17 protein-coding genes are annotated in these 21,220 nt (G+C 64.9%); 9 read left to right on the top strand and 8 right to left on the bottom strand.

What is annotated here, in order from left to right:
* Nucleotides 1–100 precede the first annotated feature (100 nt).
* Nucleotides 101–1,909: a M23 family metallopeptidase gene (locus tag HAP48_RS39870; protein ID WP_166205273.1), complete on the top strand. Its 1,809-nt coding sequence runs from the start codon at nt 101–103 to the stop codon at nt 1,907–1,909.
* A gap of 45 nt (nt 1,910–1,954) precedes the next feature.
* On the opposite strand, the gene HAP48_RS39865 is transcribed toward HAP48_RS39870, so the two are convergent.
* Nucleotides 1,955–3,637 (bottom strand): Na/Pi cotransporter family protein, encoded by a 1,683-nt coding sequence (locus HAP48_RS39865; protein ID WP_166205272.1) that lies wholly within the window; start codon nt 3,635–3,637, stop codon nt 1,955–1,957.
* 166 nt (nt 3,638–3,803) lie between these two features.
* Nucleotides 3,804–4,067: a hypothetical protein gene (locus tag HAP48_RS39860; RefSeq protein WP_166205271.1), complete on the bottom strand. Its 264-nt coding sequence runs from the start codon at nt 4,065–4,067 to the stop codon at nt 3,804–3,806.
* A 272-nt stretch (nt 4,068–4,339) separates the two neighbouring features.
* On the opposite strand from HAP48_RS39860, the gene HAP48_RS39855 reads away from it, so the two are divergent.
* Both HAP48_RS39855 and HAP48_RS39850 read left to right on the top strand, forming a co-directional pair.
* Complete coding sequence (locus HAP48_RS39855) at nt 4,340–4,585, top strand: PilZ domain-containing protein (protein ID WP_029083893.1); 246 nt, start codon at nt 4,340–4,342, stop codon at nt 4,583–4,585.
* Nucleotides 4,586–4,726: 141 nt separating this feature from the next.
* Nucleotides 4,727–5,560 carry a tetratricopeptide repeat protein gene (locus tag HAP48_RS39850; RefSeq protein ID WP_224496793.1) on the top strand — a complete coding sequence of 278 codons (834 nt, stop codon included), beginning with the start codon at nt 4,727–4,729 and terminating at the stop codon, nt 5,558–5,560.
* A 302-nt stretch (nt 5,561–5,862) separates the two neighbouring features.
* Here HAP48_RS39850 and HAP48_RS39845 read toward each other — a convergent pair whose 3' ends face one another.
* From HAP48_RS39845 to metC, 5 genes are all read right to left on the bottom strand, one after another.
* On the bottom strand, nt 5,863–7,134 hold the full coding sequence (locus tag HAP48_RS39845) for a CpaE/TadZ family protein (RefSeq protein ID WP_166205270.1): 1,272 nt from the start codon (nt 7,132–7,134) through the stop codon (nt 5,863–5,865).
* Nucleotides 7,131–7,871, bottom strand: coding sequence for a CpaD family pilus assembly protein (locus HAP48_RS39840; RefSeq protein WP_166205269.1), 741 nt, complete (start codon nt 7,869–7,871; stop codon nt 7,131–7,133). Before HAP48_RS39840 ends, HAP48_RS39845 begins: the two co-directional genes overlap by 4 nt.
* 33 nt (nt 7,872–7,904) lie before the next feature.
* Nucleotides 7,905–9,374 (bottom strand): type II and III secretion system protein family protein, encoded by a 1,470-nt coding sequence (locus HAP48_RS39835; protein ID WP_166205268.1) that lies wholly within the window; start codon nt 9,372–9,374, stop codon nt 7,905–7,907.
* Nucleotides 9,375–9,387: 13 nt separating this feature from the next.
* Nucleotides 9,388–10,191, bottom strand: a complete 804-nt coding sequence (gene cpaB, locus HAP48_RS39830; protein ID WP_166205267.1) for a Flp pilus assembly protein CpaB — start codon at nt 10,189–10,191, stop codon at nt 9,388–9,390.
* Nucleotides 10,192–10,476: 285 nt separating this feature from the next.
* The gene (gene metC / locus HAP48_RS39825) at nt 10,477–11,673 is read right to left on the bottom strand and encodes a cystathionine beta-lyase (protein WP_166205266.1); all 1,197 of its coding nucleotides are present in this window, start codon (nt 11,671–11,673) and stop codon (nt 10,477–10,479) included.
* Between the two features lie 323 nt (nt 11,674–11,996).
* Here metC and HAP48_RS39820 point away from each other — a divergent pair, with 323 nt between their 5' ends.
* The 4 genes from HAP48_RS39820 to HAP48_RS39805 are packed head-to-tail and all read left to right on the top strand — an operon-like array spanning nt 11,997 to nt 16,513.
* Nucleotides 11,997–13,013 carry an amino acid ABC transporter substrate-binding protein gene (locus HAP48_RS39820; protein ID WP_166205265.1) on the top strand — a complete coding sequence of 339 codons (1,017 nt, stop codon included), beginning with the start codon at nt 11,997–11,999 and terminating at the stop codon, nt 13,011–13,013.
* 24 nt (nt 13,014–13,037) lie between these two features.
* On the top strand, nt 13,038–14,243 hold the full coding sequence (locus HAP48_RS39815) for an amino acid ABC transporter permease (RefSeq protein ID WP_166205264.1): 1,206 nt from the start codon (nt 13,038–13,040) through the stop codon (nt 14,241–14,243).
* Entirely contained in the window at nt 14,240–15,760 is a 1,521-nt protein-coding gene (locus HAP48_RS39810) for an amino acid ABC transporter permease (RefSeq protein WP_166205263.1), read from the top strand. The genes HAP48_RS39815 and HAP48_RS39810 overlap by 4 nt, the downstream gene beginning before the upstream one ends.
* A gap of 12 nt (nt 15,761–15,772) precedes the next feature.
* Nucleotides 15,773–16,513, top strand: coding sequence for an amino acid ABC transporter ATP-binding protein (locus HAP48_RS39805; protein WP_166205262.1), 741 nt, complete (start codon nt 15,773–15,775; stop codon nt 16,511–16,513).
* Between the two features lie 64 nt (nt 16,514–16,577).
* Here the strand turns inward: HAP48_RS39805 and HAP48_RS39800 are convergent, their stop codons facing one another.
* Nucleotides 16,578–17,612, bottom strand: a complete 1,035-nt coding sequence (locus HAP48_RS39800) for a cysteine synthase A (protein ID WP_166205261.1) — start codon at nt 17,610–17,612, stop codon at nt 16,578–16,580.
* Between the two features lie 606 nt (nt 17,613–18,218).
* Here HAP48_RS39800 and HAP48_RS39795 point away from each other — a divergent pair.
* Together HAP48_RS39795 and HAP48_RS39790 are read left to right on the top strand one after the other, a co-directional pair.
* Nucleotides 18,219–19,697, top strand: a complete 1,479-nt coding sequence (locus tag HAP48_RS39795; protein ID WP_156928878.1) for an efflux transporter outer membrane subunit — start codon at nt 18,219–18,221, stop codon at nt 19,695–19,697.
* Complete coding sequence (locus HAP48_RS39790) at nt 19,687–21,183, top strand: efflux RND transporter periplasmic adaptor subunit (protein ID WP_166205260.1); 1,497 nt, start codon at nt 19,687–19,689, stop codon at nt 21,181–21,183. Before HAP48_RS39795 ends, HAP48_RS39790 begins: the two co-directional genes overlap by 11 nt.
* Nucleotides 21,184–21,220: the final 37 nt, after the last annotated feature.

The raw sequence follows: 21,220 nt of genomic DNA, 5'->3' as shown, positions 1-21,220 counted from the left end.
AACGAAGGTCAAACAATCGCCCCAAGGCGTATGGCATCTACGGCTTGCCGTGGGCGTGGCGGCATCTCGAGACCGTGCGCCAAGGGGATGAGGGGCGTTGATGACCGGCCGTGGCGAAGCGACCAAAGCGGGTCATCTATCGAGCGTCCGCAATGCCCCTTTGCTTGAGGAGCCGCCGCTGACCGGCGAGGGCGAGCCGCCGGACCGGCGCGCGGTCAGTCTCCGCTGGATGGCGGGGACGGTTCTGATTGGCGCCGCTGCTGTCGCGCTCCTTGTTGGCGCGCTTCGCGGAGCATTCGGCGATCACATGCGATTCGCAGTACCGCCGGTCGTGTCACTTCCGCGCTTCACAGGGCAGGTGGTTGACGAGGCGCGGCGCGGCGACCGTCTGGATCGGAGGCCCGACGCGCAAGGCAATCCCTCTGCGCTCAGGATCGAGCAGCTGAGCGATGCCGGTTCGGTCCGTCGATTTACCCGCGTGTCAGCGCGACTCGCGGAGATCGATCCCGAACCACAACAGGACCATCGTCGCGAAGCACCGGGAGACAGTAAGGACGATCAGCGAGTGAGCTCGCAACGCGCGCTGCTGCCAGAGTTGCCATCGATCATGCGAGCAGTTCCATCACGCGGTGGGCTGCCGGGCGGCACCAGCGCCTATGCAGACGATGAAGACGCGCCGCGTCCGCCTTCGCCGACAGGTGAGGTGATCAACGTAACCAGCCTTCCCAAATCTCCTTCGCCGTCTCGTCACCACCGACACGTCATTATCGCCAGAAGCGGTGATACGCTGTCGGCCATTCTGCGGGCGTTAACTGCGGCTGCTGCGGACGCGCCGGCGATCCTTGCCGCTTTCCCGTCGGCCGGCGGCCAGGAGACGCTGTCGGGTGGCGAGAAAATCACGATCGTCGAACAAGACGGAGAGGCCGGTTCGGCACTTGGCCATGTCGCGAAAGTGTCGATCGAACGGGCGGATGCCAGTGTGTCCGCCGTCGGTCGCGCCGATAGCGGCCAATACCAGGCGATCGTGCCGGAACAGCCGGATGTCACGTTGCGGAGCGAGAGCTTGCTGCGTGAGTCGATCGACACGCATTCCGTCCCCGGTGAAACGCTACGTGATGGTCTCAACGCGCTTGCACGCTCCAATCACGTCGATGAGGGCATCGTTGCCGAACTGATGCGCCTGTGTGGCCGCGATTTCGACCTCGATGAGCCACTCGGCGACGCCGATGTGGCTGAGATCATGTATGCCCCCAACGAAATTGGCCAACCGGAGCTGGTCTTCATTGACCTGACCGCGGGCGGGCAGACGCGCCGCTACTACCGATTCACGGCGCCGGACGACGGCAGCTCCGATTTCTACGATGAGGCTGGCCAGTCCATTACCAGATTCCTGTTGCGCAAGCCGGTTGTGAGCGGGCGCCTCGGTGACGGTTTTGGCTGGCGTACTCATCCGATCCTGGGCGACCGCCGATTCCATGAGGGCGTCGATTATGCCGCGTCCTATGGTTCGCCGATTGCGGCTGCGGGCGCCGGCGTCGTCGAGACCGAAGGGTACGAACGCGGGTACGGGAAATATATCCGTGTGCTTCACGATCGCGGCTATGAGACGACCTATGCCCACGTCGCGAGCTTCCCGCCCGGGCTGAAGATCGGCGACCGGGTTCGCCAGGGCGAGACGATTGCCTATGTCGGATCGACCGGGCTCTCGACCGGACCGCATCTCTATTACGAGGTGCGGATCAACGGCCGCAACGTCGATCCGCTCCGGATGAAATTGTCAGGCGGCCGGCTGCTGCAGGGCGATCTCCTTGGCGCGTTCGATCGCCAGCGCGACAGCATCGACCAGCTCGCCGCCGCCTCCGCGTTTCCACAGCGGCATCCCGGCTCCGAACACCGGCCGCCGACGTAGCGGAGATCGCAGGGCGCGGTGTTGCTTCGGCGCGCCTTCGCTTGATCAGAGCCGCCCGGGCGCCGGAAGTTCGGCCGCATCCACCGCGTTCTCGCGATCGGCGGCGGTCTCGCCGGCGGCGTCGAGCACGGGGTAGGCGACCGAGCAGATATGCGAATGGATGCGGCGAAGGTCGCGCAGCACGTCGAGATGCAGCGACGTGGTCTCGATGGTCTCGGGCCGGCCTTCGCGCAGGCGCACCAGATGCCGCTCGACGGCGGTCAGTTCGGCCGCGCGCAGCGCCGCCTTCTCGGTGAGCAGCTTGCGCGCCTCGTTGGCGTCGCCCGACATGAACACGCCGAACGCCATCCGCAGCGAGTCGATCGTGCGCTTGTGGAACGCCGACAATTCCTCGGCGCCCTCGGCGGAGAATTGCAGGCGGTGCTTGATCTTCTTGGTCGCGAGCTCGCTCAGATTCTTGTCGATGATGTCGCCGATATGCTCGAGATTGATCGCGAAGGACACGATCTCCATGGCGCGCTGGCCCTCGCGCTCGTCCAGGCTGCCGCGGGTGAGTTTCGTGACGTAAAGCTTGATCGCCTCATTCAGCCGGTCGACGGTGTTGTCCATCTTGGACACCTGGTCGACCAGGGCGCGATCGTTGGTCATCATCGCCGCCATCACCTTACGCAACATGGCCTCGGTATGGTCGCCCATATGCAGCACCTCGCGTGCGGCATCGGCCAGCGCGAGCGACGGCGTCTCCAGCGCGCTCTCGTCGAGATAGCGCGGCCGTGACGGATCGGTCTCCTGCGCCCGCTTCGGCAACAGACGTTCGAGCAGCCGCGCCATGTGGTCGAGCACGCCGATGAACAGCAGCGCGGTCGCAACATTGAAGGCAATGTGGAACAGCGCGGTCGCCTTGGCGAGATCGGGCTGCCAGGCATGAATATACTCGGTGATCGGGCGCAGGAACGGTGCCGCCAGCAGGATGCCGACAATGCGATTGACGAGGTTGCCGACCGGCAGGCGGTAGCTCGCCGGATTGTCGCGCCGGGCGCCCTCCATCAACGGATTGATGGCGCTGCCGAGATTGGCGCCGAGCACGAGCGCAAACGCCGCGTAGGGCGAGATGAACTGGGAATAGGCCAGCGACATCACCAGCAGCACGCTGGCGACGCTGGAATGGACCAGCCAGGTGACGACCGCGCCGATGAAGATACAGAGCACGGGATCGCCGGTGATCGCGCCCAGGAACACGCGCACGCTGGGCGCATTCTCGGCCGGCGCCATCGTGTCGAGCAGGATGTGCAGCGCCAGCAGCATCAGGCCGAGGCCGATCGAGACGCGGCCGAGATCCTTGATCCGGGAGCGTGGCCCGCTGCGGAACGCGACGAGGCCGGTGATGAACAGCACCGGCGCAACAGCGGCAACATTGAACGACAGCACCTGCACGATCAGCGTGGTGCCGATATTGGCGCCGAGCATGATCGCGAGCGCCGGCACCAGGCTGACGATTTCCTCGGCGGCGAAGGAACTGGTGATCAGGGCCGTGGCGGTCGAGCTCTGGAGCAGGGCGGTCAGGCCGAGGCCGGCGCCAAGGGCGCTGAACCGGTTGTTCAGCGCTCTCGCCAGCAACAGCCGCAAATCCGGCCCGAAAGCCCGCAGAATCCCGCTGTGGACCATGTGCAGGCCCCACAGCAGGAGCGCGACGCCCCCCATCAGATCGAGCAGAACTAGGCTTCCCATGCTTCCTGATATCCCGGCAAATTCGAGTCGAAGGGGCGCACGCTGTAGTCAAATGACCTGATATCAACCCCTTTTTGTTCCCGTTGGAACCTGATGACGGGGAGGGGCCGTCATGAAAGAGGCCGCCAACCGAGGCGGCCTCGATCGATCTATGGGTGCCGACGGGCTACTTCAGGCCCAGATTGGTGCAGTACCAGGCGAGGGCGTTGTTATCCCAACCGAGGCTGAGCAGCTTCGAATGGCAATCGTTGACGTTGGCGAAGTTGTAGTAGTTCCTGCACGGCACCGCCGTGCCGCCCCACCCGGTCGTGCCGTTGCATCCGATGCGGGTGTCCGCAGTGATCGTCATGTTGTTGGCGCGTTGCGGTGGCCCGGCATACGCCGGAGCCGCTGACAGGACGGCTGCGACGAGCAGTGACGAGGCTTTCATGTCTGTTTGCCTCCCAATTGTCGGGAACAGCAAATGCTATCCCAGGGTGCATCATAGCACGCCCCAGCAATGCGATTAGGAAATTGTTAATATTGGGAGGGTGCCACGGTCAAAGCATGCCGGCGGCACACCGGGGCGAGCGCGCGCCCCCCGGTAAATGATTCTCGAACACGACCGATCAATTGCGATTGGTTCCGCTAGGCCGTTCCCAATCTTTCCCCGTTATGACGGTAGGAACGAGAAACTATCCAGCCGAGGGTTTGGGGATCAGTATGTTCATGAATCGCCGCAAGAGCGAACGCCGCGCGTGCCGGAGCGTCGCCAAAATTCAGTTGGGCACGGGGTCGCTGCCACGCGACTGTATGATCACGGATATCTCCGCCGGAGGTGTCAAGGTGATCGCCGAATATCTCGAGATCCCGCCGGAATTCACCATCATCCTCTCGACCGGCAGTCCGCGTCAGTGTCGCCTGGCCTGGCAGATCGGACACGAATTCGGCGCCCAGTTCGTCGACTGATCGGCCACCACGCCGACGACCCGCGAAGCGGCCCGTGCCGCCTCGCGGGCAGGCATGACGGCGACATGATGGCATCCTTAACCGGAACTTAGGGTTAAGCTGTGAGCATCCCGGAACCTTCGCTGTTCCGAGTCTCATTTGATGTCTGAGAAACTATCCCGACCGAAAGGCCGCGCGCGCCGCCTCGCCGGCTCAGTATCCGCCGTGGTCCTGCTGGTCCTGCTGGTCGGGCTGTCCGCCTGTCAGACCTCGGGTCCGTCCGACATCACCGGGTCATTGGGCGACACTGCGGAGGCCACGCCGGCTCCAGCCGATCCCCGGCGCGACATCGCGACCTTCCACGAGCGTGTCCGCGCCAACCCGAAAGACACCGACGCCGCCCTGAAATACGCCCGGGCGCTGCGCGCCACCGGCCAGCGGGCGCAGGCGGTCGCGGTCATGGAGCAGGCGGTCCTGGCGCAGCCGAGCAACAAGGCGCTGCTCGCAGGCTACGGCCGGGCGCTCGCCGACAACGGCAATTTCCAGCAGGCATTCGACGTGCTCGGGCGCGCGCACACCCCGGAAGATCCGGACTGGCGCATCCTGTCGGCGCAAGGCGCCGTGCTCGATCAGCTCGATCGCCACGACGAGGCCCGCCAGTACTACGCGAGTGCGCTCAAGATCGTGCCCGACGATCCGTCGGTGCTCTCCAATCTCGGTCTGTCCTATCTGCTGTCGAAGGACCTGCCGAAGGCCGAGGAGACGCTGCGCCGCGCCCGGGAGCGCGCGCCCGGCGACATGCGCGTGCGCACCAATCTCGCTGTCGTGGTCGGCCTGCAAGGCCGCCAGGCCGACGCCGAAAATATCATGAAGGCGGATTTGCCGCCGGAAGAGGGCTCAGCCAATGTCGCCGCGTTGAAGCGGCTGTTGGCGCGCAGGGATGCGAGCCGGGCCGACGCGGACAAGATTCCAGTTGCCGCCAGCCGTCGCGATTAGATCCTCACGCGCTGAAAGTCCGGGAGGCTAGCTAGCTAGAGCGTTTTCTCGCGAAGTGGCTGCCGGCTCGTGTGAAAAAACGCGTCAAAACAAGAATCCAGAGCTCCGTTCCGATTCCATCGCAACGGAAATAGCGCTGGTGCGGGCGAGGAGGATATGCGATTTCGGAATATTAGAAGAATATCCCTGAGTTGCCCGACGCGTCAAGTTGCCTTGTCGAACGCCGGCAGGGGGCAGCTACTTTGCATGGGGTTGTTTTCGATATTTTGGCAGCCCGCGCCTGCGGCGGGGGGCCACCACCGTCAGCCCGTCGCGCGTCGCCCATCGTTGCGGCGTGACTGCAGCTTCCTGAGGATCGGCGACAGGAACGACTCGCGAGCTTCCGCAAGGTCGGCGCGGCCGGTCAGGCGATGGGCGATCTGCAGAAAGGTCCGTGTGGTGCGGTGGCGCGCGGAGACTTCCGCGATCATCTGACCATTGTTGGCGGCCTCTCCGAACAGCCTGCAGTCGAACGGGATTGCCGCGATCGGCTGGCTGTCGATCGTCTTGGCGAAGTCCTTGACCTCGATCTCGGGACGTTTCGACATGCCGACCTGGTTCAGGCAGTAGAGTGGCGGCCGGTCGTTGGGCCGCGCGGTCTTCAGCAGGTTCATCATGTTCTTGGTGTTGCGCATGTTGGCGAGGTCGGGCTCGGCCACGATCAGGATATCATCCGCGCCGACCAGGACGCGTTTGGTCCAGGCGGTCCATTGATGCGGAACGTCGAGCACGATGCAGGATGTGGTCATCCGCATCGTATCGAAGATGGCATCGAACGCTTCGGCACCGAAATCGTAGACCTGATCGAGGGTGGCAGGCGCCGCCAGCAGGCTGAGATGATCGCCGCACTTCGAAAGCAGGCGCTCCATGAAGGCGCTGTCCGGACGCTCGGGTGCGTACACTGCGTTGGCGATGCCTTGCACCGGATCCTGGTTGTAGTCGAGGCCGGCGGTACCGAAGGCGAGGTCGAGATCGATGACGACCGAATCCAGCCCGAGGTCGCGCGCGATGGTCCAGGCGACATTGTGGGCGATGGTCGAGGCGCCGACGCCGCCCTTGGCGCCCGCGACCGCGATCAGGCGGCCGACGGAAACCGCCTCGGAGGACGAGAACAGGCTGCAGATCGAGCGCACGATGTCGAGCACCTTGACCGGCCCGATGACGTAATCGTTGACGCCGCGCCGCACCAGTTCGCGATACGGCGCAGCCTCACCCGGCGTGCCGAGCACGACGACGCGGGTGCCGGGATCGCAGACAGTGGAAAGCTCGTCGAGACCGGCGAGGAAATCGCTGTCCGGCTCGGTTTCCAGCATGATGACGTTGGGCGTCGGCGCCTTGTGATAGGTGTCGATCGCCGCGGCGATGCCGCCCATATGGACGGAGAGGTGGGCCTTGGCGAGCCGCCGGTCGTCGGCAGCGGCGCGCGCGGTGGTGGCGGTCGCGACGCTGGCGCAGAAGGCCTGCACGGAAATCCGCGGTGCCGGCGCGATGTAGTCGTTGCCGTGCTGCGGCTCGTCTTGTTGTTCGGCGGTCATTTCGCGGCGTCGCTCAGCTTGGCTTTCTCGGCTTCGGGATAGGTGGTCGCGGTCGTTTCGCCCTTGCGGTATTTCTCGAACGCGATCGAACGGCGCGGCGTGTAGGCTGCGGTCTCGGTCCTGGGCTGTTCGAGGTCGGACGGATTGGCGACCATCGCGGCGAGGTTGCGCTGCGTGGCGCAGCCGAAATTGTCGTACTGCTTGTTCTCGTTGTAGGCGGGATTGTAGATCGAGGGACCGAGGTCGGCCGGCCACAACCCGCAGGGGCCGGCGACTGCGGCCATCTTCGGATAGCTGAGGCGGATGGTGGCGAGCGCGCGCGGATCGTCCAGGCGATAGGCACGCCGGGTGATGGCGTGGGCGGGCACGCCCATCGACGCGAGCAATCCGCGGATCTCCTGGTACACCGCCTGCGCCGAGCGCGAGTTCGGGGTGTCGGCCGGCACGTCGATCGCAATCGCGCCGGTACCTTCGCGGCGCCAGGTGCGGGCCAGTCCCATGACGTCGTCGCGCTGGGTTTCGGTGAGATTGCCGCGGGCCCGGCCGACGAAGACCACGATCGACTGCTCGCCCTCGGTGACGGCGATCGGGTGCCGTTGCCGGTAGTCATCGGGCACCGTGCCGGTGGTGATATTATCGCCGGTCAGATTGCAGCCGCCAAGCGCGATCGCGCTGACGAGAAGGGCGCCGAACAGCGGCAGCGTTCTGGCCCGACCGTTCCGTGTGTTGCGTGTCATCGTTCGATCCCCCAACCCCATTAGGTTCCCGCCTCAGTCGATGATGAAGCCGAAATTGACCGGCGTGGCGCCGATCGGTTCGGCACGTGCGGCAACGCCGTAGATGCGATTGACCCGTGCCAGCAGCGCCGACTGCGCGTCGGACGCCGGGGCAAAGCCGTCATCCGGACGGGACAATTCCTTCTGCGCGACGGCACGCACCACATAGGGCGTCACGATGACCATGAGTTCGGTCTCGTTGTTGACGAAGTCCTGGCTCCTGAACAGCTGGCCGAGGACCGGGATCTGATCGACCCCGGGCATTCCGTTGACGGCCTGCTTGGTCTGTTCCTGGATCAATCCGGCCATCGCGATCGAGCCGCCGGAGGGCACTTCCAGCGTGGTGTCGGCGCGGCGCGTCTTGATCGAGGGAATGGTCGTGCCGCCCTGGCCGCCGGTCAGCGCGTTCTCCATCGAGACTTCGGAGACCTCGGTCATCACCTTCAGGCTGATGCGTCCCTCCGACAGCACCACCGGAGTGAAGTTGAGCGAGATACCGAACTTCTTGAAGCTGACGGTCTGGACGCAGTTGCCGATCGTGCCCGACGTCGTGGTCTGGCAGGTGACGCCGGTCGGGATCGGAAACTCGCCGCCTGAAATAAAGGTCGCCGACTCGCCCGAGATCGCGGTGAGGTTGGGCTCGGCCAGCGTCTTGACCACGCCCGCGCTCTCCATCGCGCGCAGCGTCGCGGTGACGGTCGGTACGCCGAGCTTGTTCAGGGCCGCTCCGGTCAGAACGTTGCCGGGGGCGAGCGGTCCGTTGTTGGCGGTGAAGGCGTTGGCGTTGTTGAAGACCACCGCGGCGGTGCCGTAGTTCATGTTGGCGCTGAGATCGACACCGAGCTGCTTGACGACATCGCGGCGCACTTCGGCGACGGTCACCTTGAGCATCACCTGGTCACGACCGCGCACCACGATGGAGTTGACGACCTTGTCGGCGCTGCCGACCAGCTTCGCGGCGATCTCGCCTGCCTGCTGCGCTTCGACCGGGCTCGCAACCGTGCCGCTCAGCACCACGCTCTCGCCGACGCCCTCGATCTGGACGCCCGGCAGCATCTGCTTCAGCGCGGCGCGCATGCCGTTGAGATCGCGCTTGATCGCGATGTCGTAGGAGGCGACCTGGTTGCCGTCGGCGTCGAAGAACACCACGTTGGTCTGGCCGACCGCCGCGCCGATGATGTAGGCGCGCTGCGCCGAGCGGATCACGGCGTTGGCGATCTTGGGATCGGCGACCAGGACGTCCTTGGCCTCGCGCGGCAGGTCGACCACGACAGACTTGCCGACGCCGAGCGAGACGAAGCGCGTCTTGGCGGCAATGCTGCTCGTCACCGCGACATCCGCGTTCTTGTCGGGATCGGCCGCGATGGCGAGGGCAGGGATCAGCATCAGCGCGGTCACCGCCGAGAATGACAGCGAACGGACCAGCGTGGTCCGTGTCGCCAGTTGTCTTGCACCCGATGTCATGTCGAAGCCCCCATCACTTCTGTGTCGTCTGAGAGCTCGGGATGCCGAAGCGAACCACCTTGATGCTCTCGCCCCGCTTCGGGGCATGGTCGTTGGTCTGATCGATCGTCTCGTTGACGTCGGCGATGCTGCGCAGCGCGAGCGCCAGCGTGCCGGTCTGCCGGGCGCGCGCGAGCGTCTCGGCCTGTTCGGGCTTGAGCTCGAGGGTCACGGTCTTGCCGACGAGGGAGTTGTTGCCGTCCTTCTCCTTCGGCGCCTGGTCGATCGCCAGCACGCGGACGTTGGACAGCAGGATTTCGGTGGTGACGATGTCGCGAGTGCCTTGCTGCTGATCGGGATTCTTGTCGCGTCGCGACAGGATCACATCGACGCGGTCGTTCGGCAGGATGAAGCCGCCGGCGCCGGTCTCCGGCGAGATCTCCGTGGAGATTGCCCGCATGCCCGACGGCAGGATCGCGGCCATGAAGCCGCTGCCATTGGCCTTGACCAGCTTTTGCTCGCGGATCGGTTCGCCGACGATGAACGGAGCGCGCGCGATCGAGCCGATCACTTCGTTCATGGCGTCGGCATTGGTGTCGTGGCGCAGGAACGCGCTGCTCGCGGTTTCAGCCGGCCAGCGCTGCCACTGCACGTCTTCGGCCTTGAGCGACTGACCGAGGCCGATGTCGGACTTCGCCACCAGCACCTCGACGGTCGGCAACTGCGCCACCGGCGGTGGCGGCGGTGCCGGTTTGCGATCGCCAATGCTTGCGAGATACATGGCCGCGAGGCCTGCGACGCCGGCGATGCCGAGGACCACGATGCGTGCCGTCTTCATGCGATTGTCTGAATGCCCTTAACGCCGGGCAGTCACGTCCTTGCGGCACCGACAGCCCTTCCCGTGAGCATCACTACGGCCGCAAAAGTATAAGGGAACTTGATTGAAGGTCCGGACAATTAAGGGATTGGTGGGGATGGTGAACGGCGAGTTATCGGCGCCGTCACTTCTCCGCAGAATCCCGGAGATCGAGCGTGCTCAACGCGCGCGTCGTCGGTCGCAGCGTAGCGTCACGGCCGGTCGGTCGTGGTTAAATATCGTCTAACGCGAAGGCGCGCGTCAGGATCAGAGCGCGGCCTTCAACGCCGCAAATCCCCGATCGAGATCGGACTTGAGGTCGTCGAGATTTTCCAGCCCGATATGTAGCCGCAGTGCAGGCCCGCCCGGCGACCATTTGGTCGCGGTGCGATAGTCGCTGCAGTCGAACGGGATCGCGAGGCTCTCGAAGCCGCCCCAGGAGAAGCCCATGCCGAACAGCGTCAGCGAATTGAGCATCGCATCGACCGCGCTCTGCGGCACAGGCTTGAGCACGATGCTGAACAGGCCGGAAGCGCCGGTGAAGTCGCGTTTCCAGATCGCGTGACCCGGATCGGTCTCGAGGGCCGGGTGCAGCACGCGCTCGACCTCGGGCCGCGCCGCAAGCCAGCGCGCCATATCGAGCCCGGAGCGGTGGTGCTGCGCAAGCCGCACCGAGAGCGTGCGCACCCCGCGCAGCGCGAGATAGACGTCGTCGGGTCCGGCGCAGACGCCGAGCAGTCGGATCGCCTCTTGCACCAGCGGCCAGGCCTTCGCATTGGCCGCGATGGTGCCGAACATGATGTCGGAGTGGCCGCCCACATATTTGGTGCCGGCCTGCATGCTGATGTCGACGCCCTGTTCGAGCGAGCGGTGATAGAGCGCCGTCGCCCAGGTGTTGTCGTCGATCACGAGCGCGCCGCGGGCGTGCGCGACGGCCGCTATCGCCCGCACATCGGGCATCTCGAAGGTCTGCGAGCCGGGCGCCTCGATCAGCACGGCGCGGGTGTTCGGCTTGAACAGCGTCTCGATGCCGGCGCCGATCAGCGGATCGAAATAGCTGGTCCCGATGCCATAGCGCTTGAGCATATTGTCGCAGAAATTGCGGGTCGGCCGATAGGCGTTGTCGCACACCAGCAGATGATCGCCGGCCTTGAGCACGGCGAGCAGCGTGGTGCTGATGGCGGACAGTCCCGACGGGGCGAGGCCGACGCCGGCGCATTGCGGGCCTTCCAGTGCGATCAGCACATCCTGCAGCGCCCGCGTGGTCGGGCTGCCGTGGCGGCCATAGGTAAATTCGGCGCGATGGGCGTGGAGGTCCTCAGCAGTCGGATAGAGCACGGTCGAGCCGTGAAAGACCGGCGGGTTGACGAAGCCCTTCTGGGCCTTGCTGTCGCGGCCGGCCGTGACCAGGCGTGTTGCGGCATGTTGCGGATGGGAGGGCTTGGAGCCGTCGGAGGAGGTCATGGATCGCTGCCATTAGACTTTTTGCCGAGGTCGCAACGCGTCGGGAGGACAGGGCTACGCCGGGAGGTGTTACTAACAGGACGCAGAAGACATGCGTCAACCCCTTGACCCGGCTCGTCAGTCGCTATGTGATGCGGCGCAACTACCAGTCGCCGCACGTTGAGGGGCCTGCCGCGACCTGAGATCCTTGCCTGACCGGTTTGCGCGCCAAAACTGCCGGTCAGATCAGCATCTTTTTGCTGCAAGGGATCATTGGGATGGCCCGTGAACGCGAGGCGATCACAAAGCAAACGTCCAACGGACGACCCTGAAAGGCCCTGCCCATGAAACGCGTATCCCTGGCTGTCATACTAGCCGCTGCCGCCGCCTTGTCGGTCCAGGCGGCCTCGGCGCAAACCCTCAAGACGGTCAAGGACCGCGGTCAATTGTCCTGCGGCGTCAGCCAGGGTCTGCCTGGTTTTTCATCGCCTGATGACAAGGGCAACTGGACCGGGATCGATGTCGACGTCTGCCGGGCCATTGCGGCCGAGATTTTCGACGACCCGACCAAGGTCAAGTTCGTGCCGCTGTCGGCCAAGGACCGCTTCACGGCGCTGCAATCCGGTGAGATCGACGTGCTGTCGCGCAACACCACCTGGACGGTGTCGCGCGATACCTCGCTCGGCGCCAATTTCACCGGCGTGACCTATTATGACGGGCAGGGCTTCATGGTGAAGAAGTCGCTCAAGGTCAATTCGGCTCTCGAGCTGAACAGCGCCTCGGTCTGCGTGCAGACCGGCACCACGACGGAGCAGAATCTCGCCGACTTCTTCAAGGGCAACAACATGAAGTACGAGGTGATCGCTTTCGGCACCATCGACGAGGCCGTCAAGGCATATGAATCCGGACGCTGCGACGTCTTCACCGACGACGCCTCCGGGCTCTATGCCAGCCGCCTGAAGCTCGCGAATGCCGCCGATCACATCGTGCTTCCGGAGATCATTTCCAAGGAACCGTTGGGGCCGATGGTGCGTCACGGCGACGACCAGTGGTTCGACATCGTGAAGTGGACGCTGTTTGCGATGATCAATGCCGAGGAACTCGGCATCACCCAGAAGAACGTCGACGCGATGTTGAAATCGGACAAGCCGGAAATGAAGCGGGTGCTCGGCACCGACGGCAATCTGGGCGAACAGCTCGGCCTCACCAAGGACTGGGTCGTGCGCATCGTCAAGGCGGTCGGCAATTACGGCGAAACCTTCGAGCGTAACGTCGGCACCGGCTCGCCCCTCGGCATCGCCCGCGGCGTCAACAATCTCTGGAACAAGGGCGGGATCCAGTACGCACCGCCGATCCGCTGATCGGCCCAGCCAACGGCTGCCGCGATGAGCATCGCGCCCCGAAAACCACCGCTGCAATTTGCCCTCAGGCTGAAGCGTATGCTTGGCGGCAAGGCCGGCTGGAACGGGTTGGCCGCCCAGATCGGCTTCGCCGCGATCCTGGCCTGGATCGCCTATGAGATCGTGGCGAATGCACGCTTGAACCTGGAGACCCAGCACATTGCGTCGGGCTTCGGCTTCCTCAACTACAATGCGGGCTTTGACGTCAGTCAGAGCCTGATCGCCTACACAAATGCCGACACCTACTGGCGCGTGTTCTTCGTCGGCTTGTTGAACACGATCCTGGTCTCGGTGATCGGCATTGTCTTCGCGACCGTGATCGGCTTCATCGTGGCGCTCTGCCGGTTGTCGCCGAACTGGCTGCTGTCGCGGATCGGCGGCATCTATGTCGAGATCATCCGAAACCTGCCGCTCCTGTTCCAGATCCTGTTCTGGTATCTCGCGGTGCTAGCTGCGCTGCCGGCGCCGCGGCAGAGCATCTCGGTCTTCAGTGCGTTCTTTCTCAACAACCGCGGCCTGATCGTGCCGCGACCGGTCAGCGAGCCGGGGCTGGATCCGTTCCTGGCTGCACTCGCGATCGGCATCGTTGCGGCGCTGGGCTTGCGGCACTATGCGAAGCGCGCTCTGTTCCAGCGCGGGCAGGTGATCCGGATCGGGCCTTATGTCGCTTGTTGCCTCGTCGGCCTGCCGCTGGTCGCGATGCTGATCTTCGGCTGGCCGGTCACCTTCGAGCTGCCGCAGCTGAAAGGCTTCAACTTCGCCGGCGGGGCGCGCATCATCCCGGAATTCGTCGCGCTTACGGTGGCGTTGTCGACCTACACGGCGGCTTTCATCGCCGAGATCGTTCGCGCCGGCATTCTGTCGGTGCACAAGGGACAGATGGAGGCGGGCTCCTCGCTCGGCCTGAGCCGCAGTACGACGTTGCGGCTGATCGTGGTGCCGCAGGCGATGCGCGTCATCGTGCCGCCGCTCACCAGCCAGTACCTCAACCTCACCAAGAACTCGTCGCTGGCGGTCGCCATCGGCTATCCGGATCTGGTGTCGGTGTTCGCCGGCACGGCGGTCAGTCAGACCGGGCAGGCGATCGAGATCATCGCCATGACGATGGGCGTCTACCTGCTGCTCTCGCTGACAACGAGCGCCATCATGAGCATCTACGGCTGGCGCATCAACCGGAGCCTGGCGACATGACGGATATGGCCGCGTCGTCCTTTGTCCGACAGGATCTGGTCCCCGAGCGCCCCGCGCCGGCAAAGACCACCGGCTTCATCGGCCTGGTGCGTTCGCGGCTGCTGAGCTCGCCGGGCAACATCCTGCTCACGATCCTCGGGCTGCTGCTGGTCTGGTTCACGATTATCCCGGCGGCCAAGTTCCTGCTGGTCGACGCGGTCTGGACTGGCAAGGACCGCACCGCGTGCCTCACTGAGAACGCCGGACACGCGGTCGGCGCCTGCTGGCCCTATATCCAGGCCAAGCTGGCGCAGCTGATCTATGGCTTCTATCCGGAAGCCCAGCGCTGGCGCGTCAATCTGACCTTCCTGCTCGCCACACTATTGCTGCTGCCGCTGCTCGTTCCGCGACTGCCGGCCAAGGGGGTGAACTCCGGCCTGTTCTTCTTCGCCTTCCCGGCGGTGGCGTTGTTCCTGCTGCACGGCGGCGGCATCGCCGGATTCGGCGTGAGCTGGACGGCCGGCGTGTTGCAGCTGTTCGACGAGAGCATTGGCGGCGCCGGGCAGATCCTGGTCAATCTCAGCAAGACCTCGGCGATCGCTCCGTTGTTCTGGGTGCTCGGCAAGCTGATCGTCCTGATCGGCTTGCTGATCCACTGGTTGATCTATCCGCTGAGCTGGCTGCGCGACCAGATGCAGGCCTCGTCGCAACCGGTCTGGGTCGACTTTCTCGTCACCGCCGTGATCGTCTCCGCCGTTCTGTTCGTTCTCGGAGGTGGCGTGCGCACCGGCCGCCGGGCGCTGATTGGCAGCCTCGTGACGTTTGCCGGGATCGCTATCGTGATCAAGCTGATGGGGCTCGACCGCGGCGGCCTTCCGATCGTCGATACGCGGCTGTGGGGCGGCCTTCTGGTGACGCTGGTGATCGCCATCACCGGCATCGTCGCCTCGATGCCGATCGGGATCGCCCTGGCGCTCGGCCGTCGGTCGAGCATTCCGCTGATCCGGATATTCTCGATCACCTTCATCGAATTCTGGCGCGGCGTGCCGCTGATCACGGTGCTGTTCTTCGCGACCTACATGCTGCCGCTGTTCGTGCCGGGCAATTTCGCCGTCGACGGCCTGATGCGCGCGCTGATCGGAGTCGCGCTGTTCACCGGTGCCTACTTGGCCGAGGTGATCAGGGGCGGCCTGGCGGCCGTGCCGCGCGGGCAGCCGGAAGCCGCGTCCGCGCTTGGCCTGTCATGGTGGAAGACGACGTCGCTGATCGTGTTGCCGCAGGCGCTGCGCTACGTCATTCCCGGCATCGTCAACACCTTCATCGGGCTGTTCAAGGATACCTCGCTGGTATCGATCGTCGCGCTGTTCGATCTGTTGGGCTCATTGCGGGCGTCGTTCGCCGATCCGGTCTGGACCACGCCGACGACCGCCTTCACCGGCTTCGCCTTCGCCGGCCTCATCTATTTCGTGTTCTGCTTTGGAATGTCGCGCTACTCGCTGTTCGTCGAAAATCGGCTCAACGCCCACCGCCGCCACTGAACAAGGGTCACCATGTCCACAACCCCGATCGTCAATATTTCCGCGCTCAACAAATGGTACGGCGACTTCCACGTGTTGCGCGACATCAACCTCGAGGTCGGCAAGGGCGAGCGCATCGTGATCTGCGGCCCGTCCGGCTCGGGCAAGTCGACGCTGATCCGCTGCATCAACGCGCTGGAGGAATTCCAGGAGGGCGAGATCGTGGTCGACGGCATCGAGCTCGGTCCGAACCTGCGCCGCGTCGACGAGGTCCGCCGCGAAGTCGGCATGGTGTTCCAGAGCTTCAACCTGTTTCCGCATCTCACCGTGCTCGACAATTGCACGCTGGCGCCGATCTGGGTGCGCAACATCCCGAAGAAGGATGCCGAGGCGGCCGCGATGAAGTTCCTCGAGCGCGTCAAGATTCCGCATCAGGCCAACAAGTTTCCCGGCCAGATGTCGGGCGGTCAGCAGCAGCGCGTCGCGATCGCCCGCGCGCTGACCATGAACCCGAAGGTGATGCTGTTCGACGAGCCGACCTCGGCGCTCGACCCGGAGATGGTCAAGGAGGTGCTCGACACCATGGTCGATCTCGCCAGGGAGGGCATGACCATGCTGGTCGTGACCCACGAGATGGGCTTTGCCCGCGAGGTGGCCAACCGCGTCGTGTTCATGGACGCCGGCCAGATCATCGAGTCGAACACGCCGCAGGAGTTCTTCGCCAACCCGCAGCACGCGCGGTCGAAGCTGTTCTTGAGCCAGATTTTGCGGTGAACGCGTGCAGAACGCGAATTGCGAGTAGCGCTGTATTCGCCACTCACCATTCGCTATTCGCGCCTCACACCAGCGGCAGCTCGATCTTGCTGCGCTTTTCCAACCATTCCGGGACCGGCAGATTCTTCGAACGCATGAAGGCCGGGTTGAACAGCTTGGACTGATAGCGGTTGCCGGAGTCGCAGAGAATGGTGACGATGGTCTTGCCGGGGCCGAGCTGCTTGGCGAGCTGGATCGCGCCGGCGATGTTGATGCCGGTCGAGCCGCCGAGGCACAGGCCTTCGTGCTCCAGCAACTCGTAGATGATGGTCACGGCTTCCTCGTCGGAGATCAGGAACGCGGTGTCGACGTTCGCCGCCTCGACCACAGGCGTGACGCGTCCGAGCCCGATGCCTTCCGTGATCGAGTCGCCCGGCGTCGATTTGACCTGTCCATTCTTGAACAGTTCGTACATCCCGAATCCGTGCGGATCGGCACAGGCGGTGACGATGGCCGGGTTCTTTTCCTTCAGGTAGCGGCTGATGCCGGCGAGCGTGCCGCCGGTGCCGACCGAGCAGACGAAGCCATCCACCTTGCCGTCGGTCTGCTGCCAGATTTCCGGTCCGGTCGAGTCGTAATGCGCCTTGGGATTGTCGAGGTTGTTCCACTGGTCGGCGAACAGCACGCCGTTCGGTTCGGTCTTGCGAAGCTGTTCGGCGAGACGCCTGCCCAGATGCTGGTAGTTGTTCGGGTTGGAGAACGGCAGCGCCGGCGCCTCGACGAGCTCGGCGCCGCACAGCCGCAGCATGTCCTTCTTTTCCTGGCTCTGCGTCTCCGGAATGACGATCAGCGTGCGATAGCCGCGCGCACTCGCCACGACCGCAAGGCCGATGCCGGTATTGCCCGCGGTCGACTCGACCACCAGGCCGCCCGGTTTCAGCGTGCCGCGCTTCTCGGCTTCCAGGATCATCCATTTGCCGGCGCGGTCCTTCACCGACTGGCCGGGGTTCATGAACTCGGCCTTGCCCAGAATGGTGCAGCCGGTCAGTTCGGATGCGCGCTTCAGCTTGATGAGCGGCGTGTTGCCGATCGCTTCGATGACGTCTTTGTTGAATACCATGTCGGGGAATTTCTTTGCCGGTCTGTGTCTTGCTTGCCGCGAACCTAGTGTGCTGATCGAAAAAGGGAAGGGCTTTTGCACTGCGGCAAATGGCGGGCCCAAAACGCTTTGCCGCGCGGGCGCGGATATCACGGGCATCGGGAGAACGGCGTTTTGCGGCGGTCGGGACGCCCAGCAGAATCGTCCTGCGATCCGCGGTTTTGCGTCAGTTGCGCACGGCAGACCCGATCAAAACCCGACGGCGCGGGGCGCGATACTGCGAGATCGGCGTTGCTCCGGCACATCCTTGCGGATTCGGCGCAACAGGGCTGAGAAATCCCCATGAAATCTTTGTAAGAATCGTGACTTCCGGCACGGCTCCGAAATGTGCGGAAATGCCATAAAAATAGAGGAAAGTCGGCATTCGGGGTGGCCCCGAATCGCTTGCGATGCGACGTCGCGCGATCGTGACGGGGCTGTGCGCCCCATCGTCCCAAGGGTAGGATGGGACAGTCAGGTACCATTGGAAGCATGACCCGTGAACGTCACCCAGATCATCGCTGAACGCGCCATTCGTGCGCCGCGGGCGAAGGCTGGCTGCGGCGGAGAACGGGTGTGACCCAGTCCATGTCCGTCACGGTGCCTGGAGGCCGGTTTGGCCTCGCCGTCCGCGCGCGACGGCTCGCGACCCGGTCGCTCCTCGCGCTTGGCCTGGTTGCGGGCTCGGCCGGCTGCATCCTGACCCAGGACATCCCCGATCCGGCGCTCGACGTCCCGCAGGGCTACAAGGCCGCGCGCCTCGGCCGGCCGGGGGACGCGCTGCCGACGCTCGACTGGTGGCGCGGCTTCCGCTCCAAGGAGCTGACACAGCTGATGGAGGAGGCGCAGACCGTCAATCTCGACATCGCCGCGGCAGTCGCGCGATTCCGCCAGGCCGACGCGCTGGCGCGGCAGGCCGGCGCGGCGCTTTTGCCGACCCTCAATCTCAACGGATCGGAAACCTACTCCCGCACCTCCGGCTCCAGCGCCAGTGGCCTCACCAATGGCGGGCGCGAGGTGGTGAATTACAGCGCCTCACTGAGCGCCAGCTACCAGCTCGACTTCTGGGGCCAGAACCGCGACGCCGCGCAAGCGGCGGAGGAGACCGCCGTCGCCAACCGGTTCGACCGCGAGGTGGTGGCGCTGACCACGCTGGCGAGCGTCGCCAACGCCTATTTCACGGTGCTCGCCAGCCAGGACCGGCTGCGCACGGCACAGCGCAACATCGCCAGCGCCGAGCGCATCCTCAACGCGATCAAGGAGCGCTTCAAGGCCGGCACCGGTTCCGACCTCGACGTCGCGCAGCAGGAAACTGTGCTCGCCAACCAGCGCGCGCTGGTGCCGCCACTGCGGCAGACGCTCGACCAGAGCATCAACGCGCTCGCGGTGCTGGTGTCGCGGCCGCCGGAAAGCGTGCGCGTGATCGGCGGCTCGCTCAACGCAGTCGGGATTCCGCGCGTCACGCCGGGATTGCCGTCGGAATTGCTGACCCAGCGTCCCGACATCCGCAGGCAGGAGGCGCAACTCGCATCCGCCACCGCCAATGTCGGCAGCGCGCGGGCGCAGTTCTTTCCAAGCATCCAGCTGACCGGGCAGGGTGGCTATCAGAGCCAGGCGCTGGTCTCGCTATTCCAACCGCATGCGGCGTTCTTCAACCTGGTCGGCGGCATGACCCAGCCGATCTTCGATGGCGGCCGGATCCTCGGCAATTTCGAGTACACCCAGGCCAAGCAGGACGAACTGCTGCAAACCTATCGCAAGACGGTGGTTCAGTCGTTCACCGACGTCGACAATGCGCTGGTTGCCATACGCGAGACCACGCGGCGGTTGCAGCTGCAGCGCGACGTGCTGTCGTCTTCGCGGCGCGCCTTCGACCTCGCCGAGCAGCAGCTCAAGGCCGGCACTGCCGACATCGTAACTGTGCTAAACACGCAGCTGACTCTGTTTCAGGCGGAAGATGCTTATTCCCAGGCCCAGCTGGCCCGGCTATTGGCGATCGTGAGTCTGTACCAGGCATTGGGGGGCGGCTGGGAACCGAAGATGGAAAGACCGGTCGATGCTCTTTAAGCCCGACTCGACGGACGACGAGAAAAGGACGGCGCCGCGCAAGCGGAGCCTGATCTCGCGCGTGCTCGGGCGCATGGTGTCGCTGCTCATCACGCTCGTGATCCTGGGCGGGCTCGGCTATCTCGGCTGGCTCGCCTTCCAGCCCAAGCAAAACGGTGGCGGCGGGCGGGGCGCCAACGGGCGGCCCGATTTGCCGGTGCCGGTGCTTGCGGCGACGCCGCATGTGCAGGACGTGCCGGTCTATCTCGACGGCGTCGGCTCGGTGAAGGCGCTGAACACGGTCACGGTGCGCTCGCAGGTCGACGGCAAGCTGCTCAAGGTGAATTTCGTCGAGGGCCAGGACGTCAAGAAGGACGACGTGCTGGGCGAGATCGATCCCGCGATCTATCAGGCGCAATACGACCAGGCCGTCGCCAAGAAGGCACAGGACGTAGCCCTGCATGCCAACCAGAAGCTCGACCTCGCGCGCTATGAACAGCTCGCCGCCAGCAATGCCGGCTCCAAGCAGCAGGCCGACACGCAGCGCGCGCTGGTGGCGCAGCAGGACGCGCTGATCAAGGCCGACCAGGCCGCGATCGACAATGCGGGGGCGACGCTGAGTTACACCAAGATCATTGCGCCGATCTCCGGCCGCGCCGGCCTGCGCCAGGTCGACCAGGGCAACATCATCCACGCCTCCGACACCATCGGGCTCGTGATCCTGACCCAGCTGCAGCCGATCGCGGTGTGGTTCAGCCTGCCGCAGCAGCAGATCATGCGGGTGAACGCCGCCGCCGCGAAGGGCCAGCTTGCGGTCGACGTGTTCGGCAATGACGGCGTCACCGTGATCGACACCGGCAAGCTGACCGGCATCGACAACCAGGTCGATCCGACCACCGGCACGCTGAAGCTGAAGGCCGAATTCCCGAACGCCAGCTACCAGCTCTGGCCCGGCCAGTTCGTCAATGTGCGTCTCAAGGTCGAGACGCTGCCGCAGGCCATCGTGGTGCCGACCTCGGCGGTGCAGCGCGGTCCTGCCGGCACGTTCAGTTACGTGATCGGCGAGGGCGACATTGTCACCGCCAAGCCGGTCACGGTCACCCAGCAGAACGAGCATGAAGCCGTCATCGCGAGCGGCCTGACCACGTCGGACCGCGTCGTGACGACGGGGTTTGCCAATCTTGCCGACGGCGCGAAGGTCGTGGTCGGCAAGGATGACGGGCCGCCGGCCGCCGATCTCGCGCCGCGCAAGCGCAGCCGCAATCCCGACGGCAAGCGCGGCGGCCAAGGTGGAGCGCAAGGCGGCACGCAGGGAGGCGGAGCGCAGGGCGAAGCTCCGGGCAAGGACCAGGGCAAGGACGGCAAGCGGGACTGGCAGGGCAAGAACGGCGAGCATCGCGGCCGGCACGAGCATAGTGAAGGCGATCAGAAGGGGCAGGCCGCACCGGCGCCTGCGCCGGCGGCAGGGGGCGAACAGTCGGGCGGCGCACCGAAGGCGCAGCCATGACCGGCATCCTGACTTCGTAATGTCCGATCATACAGCG

The sequence above is a fragment of the Bradyrhizobium septentrionale genome, assembly GCF_011516645.4.
In the GTDB taxonomy this organism is placed as follows: Bacteria; Pseudomonadota; Alphaproteobacteria; order Rhizobiales; family Xanthobacteraceae; genus Bradyrhizobium; species Bradyrhizobium septentrionale.
Note: the sequence above shows the minus strand (reverse complement) of the source record. Positions and strands in the feature narration are given on the sequence as shown.

Excerpts from the sequence above, each read along its gene's own strand:
- HAP48_RS39795 (WP_156928878.1), top strand. The coding sequence starts at position 18,219 with ATGTCCGTCACGGTGCCTGGAGGCCGGTTTGGCCTCGCCGTCCGCGCG.
- HAP48_RS39855 (WP_029083893.1), top strand. The coding sequence starts at position 4,340 with ATGTTCATGAATCGCCGCAAGAGCGAACGCCGCGCGTGCCGGAGCGTC.
- cpaB (WP_166205267.1), bottom strand. The coding sequence starts at position 10,191 with ATGAAGACGGCACGCATCGTGGTCCTCGGCATCGCCGGCGTCGCAGGC.
- HAP48_RS39820 (WP_166205265.1), top strand. The coding sequence starts at position 11,997 with ATGAAACGCGTATCCCTGGCTGTCATACTAGCCGCTGCCGCCGCCTTG.
- HAP48_RS39835 (WP_166205268.1), bottom strand. The coding sequence starts at position 9,374 with ATGACATCGGGTGCAAGACAACTGGCGACACGGACCACGCTGGTCCGT.
- HAP48_RS39840 (WP_166205269.1), bottom strand. The coding sequence starts at position 7,871 with ATGACACGCAACACACGGAACGGTCGGGCCAGAACGCTGCCGCTGTTC.
- HAP48_RS39850 (WP_224496793.1), top strand. The coding sequence starts at position 4,727 with ATGTCTGAGAAACTATCCCGACCGAAAGGCCGCGCGCGCCGCCTCGCC.
- HAP48_RS39815 (WP_166205264.1), top strand. The coding sequence starts at position 13,038 with ATGAGCATCGCGCCCCGAAAACCACCGCTGCAATTTGCCCTCAGGCTG.
- HAP48_RS39790 (WP_166205260.1), top strand. The coding sequence starts at position 19,687 with ATGCTCTTTAAGCCCGACTCGACGGACGACGAGAAAAGGACGGCGCCG.
- HAP48_RS39800 (WP_166205261.1), bottom strand. The coding sequence starts at position 17,612 with ATGGTATTCAACAAAGACGTCATCGAAGCGATCGGCAACACGCCGCTC.
- metC (WP_166205266.1), bottom strand. The coding sequence starts at position 11,673 with ATGACCTCCTCCGACGGCTCCAAGCCCTCCCATCCGCAACATGCCGCA.
- HAP48_RS39860 (WP_166205271.1), bottom strand. The coding sequence starts at position 4,067 with ATGAAAGCCTCGTCACTGCTCGTCGCAGCCGTCCTGTCAGCGGCTCCG.
- HAP48_RS39810 (WP_166205263.1), top strand. The coding sequence starts at position 14,240 with ATGACGGATATGGCCGCGTCGTCCTTTGTCCGACAGGATCTGGTCCCC.
- HAP48_RS39870 (WP_166205273.1), top strand. The coding sequence starts at position 101 with ATGACCGGCCGTGGCGAAGCGACCAAAGCGGGTCATCTATCGAGCGTC.
- HAP48_RS39805 (WP_166205262.1), top strand. The coding sequence starts at position 15,773 with ATGTCCACAACCCCGATCGTCAATATTTCCGCGCTCAACAAATGGTAC.
- HAP48_RS39845 (WP_166205270.1), bottom strand. The coding sequence starts at position 7,134 with ATGACCGCCGAACAACAAGACGAGCCGCAGCACGGCAACGACTACATC.
- HAP48_RS39865 (WP_166205272.1), bottom strand. The coding sequence starts at position 3,637 with ATGGGAAGCCTAGTTCTGCTCGATCTGATGGGGGGCGTCGCGCTCCTG.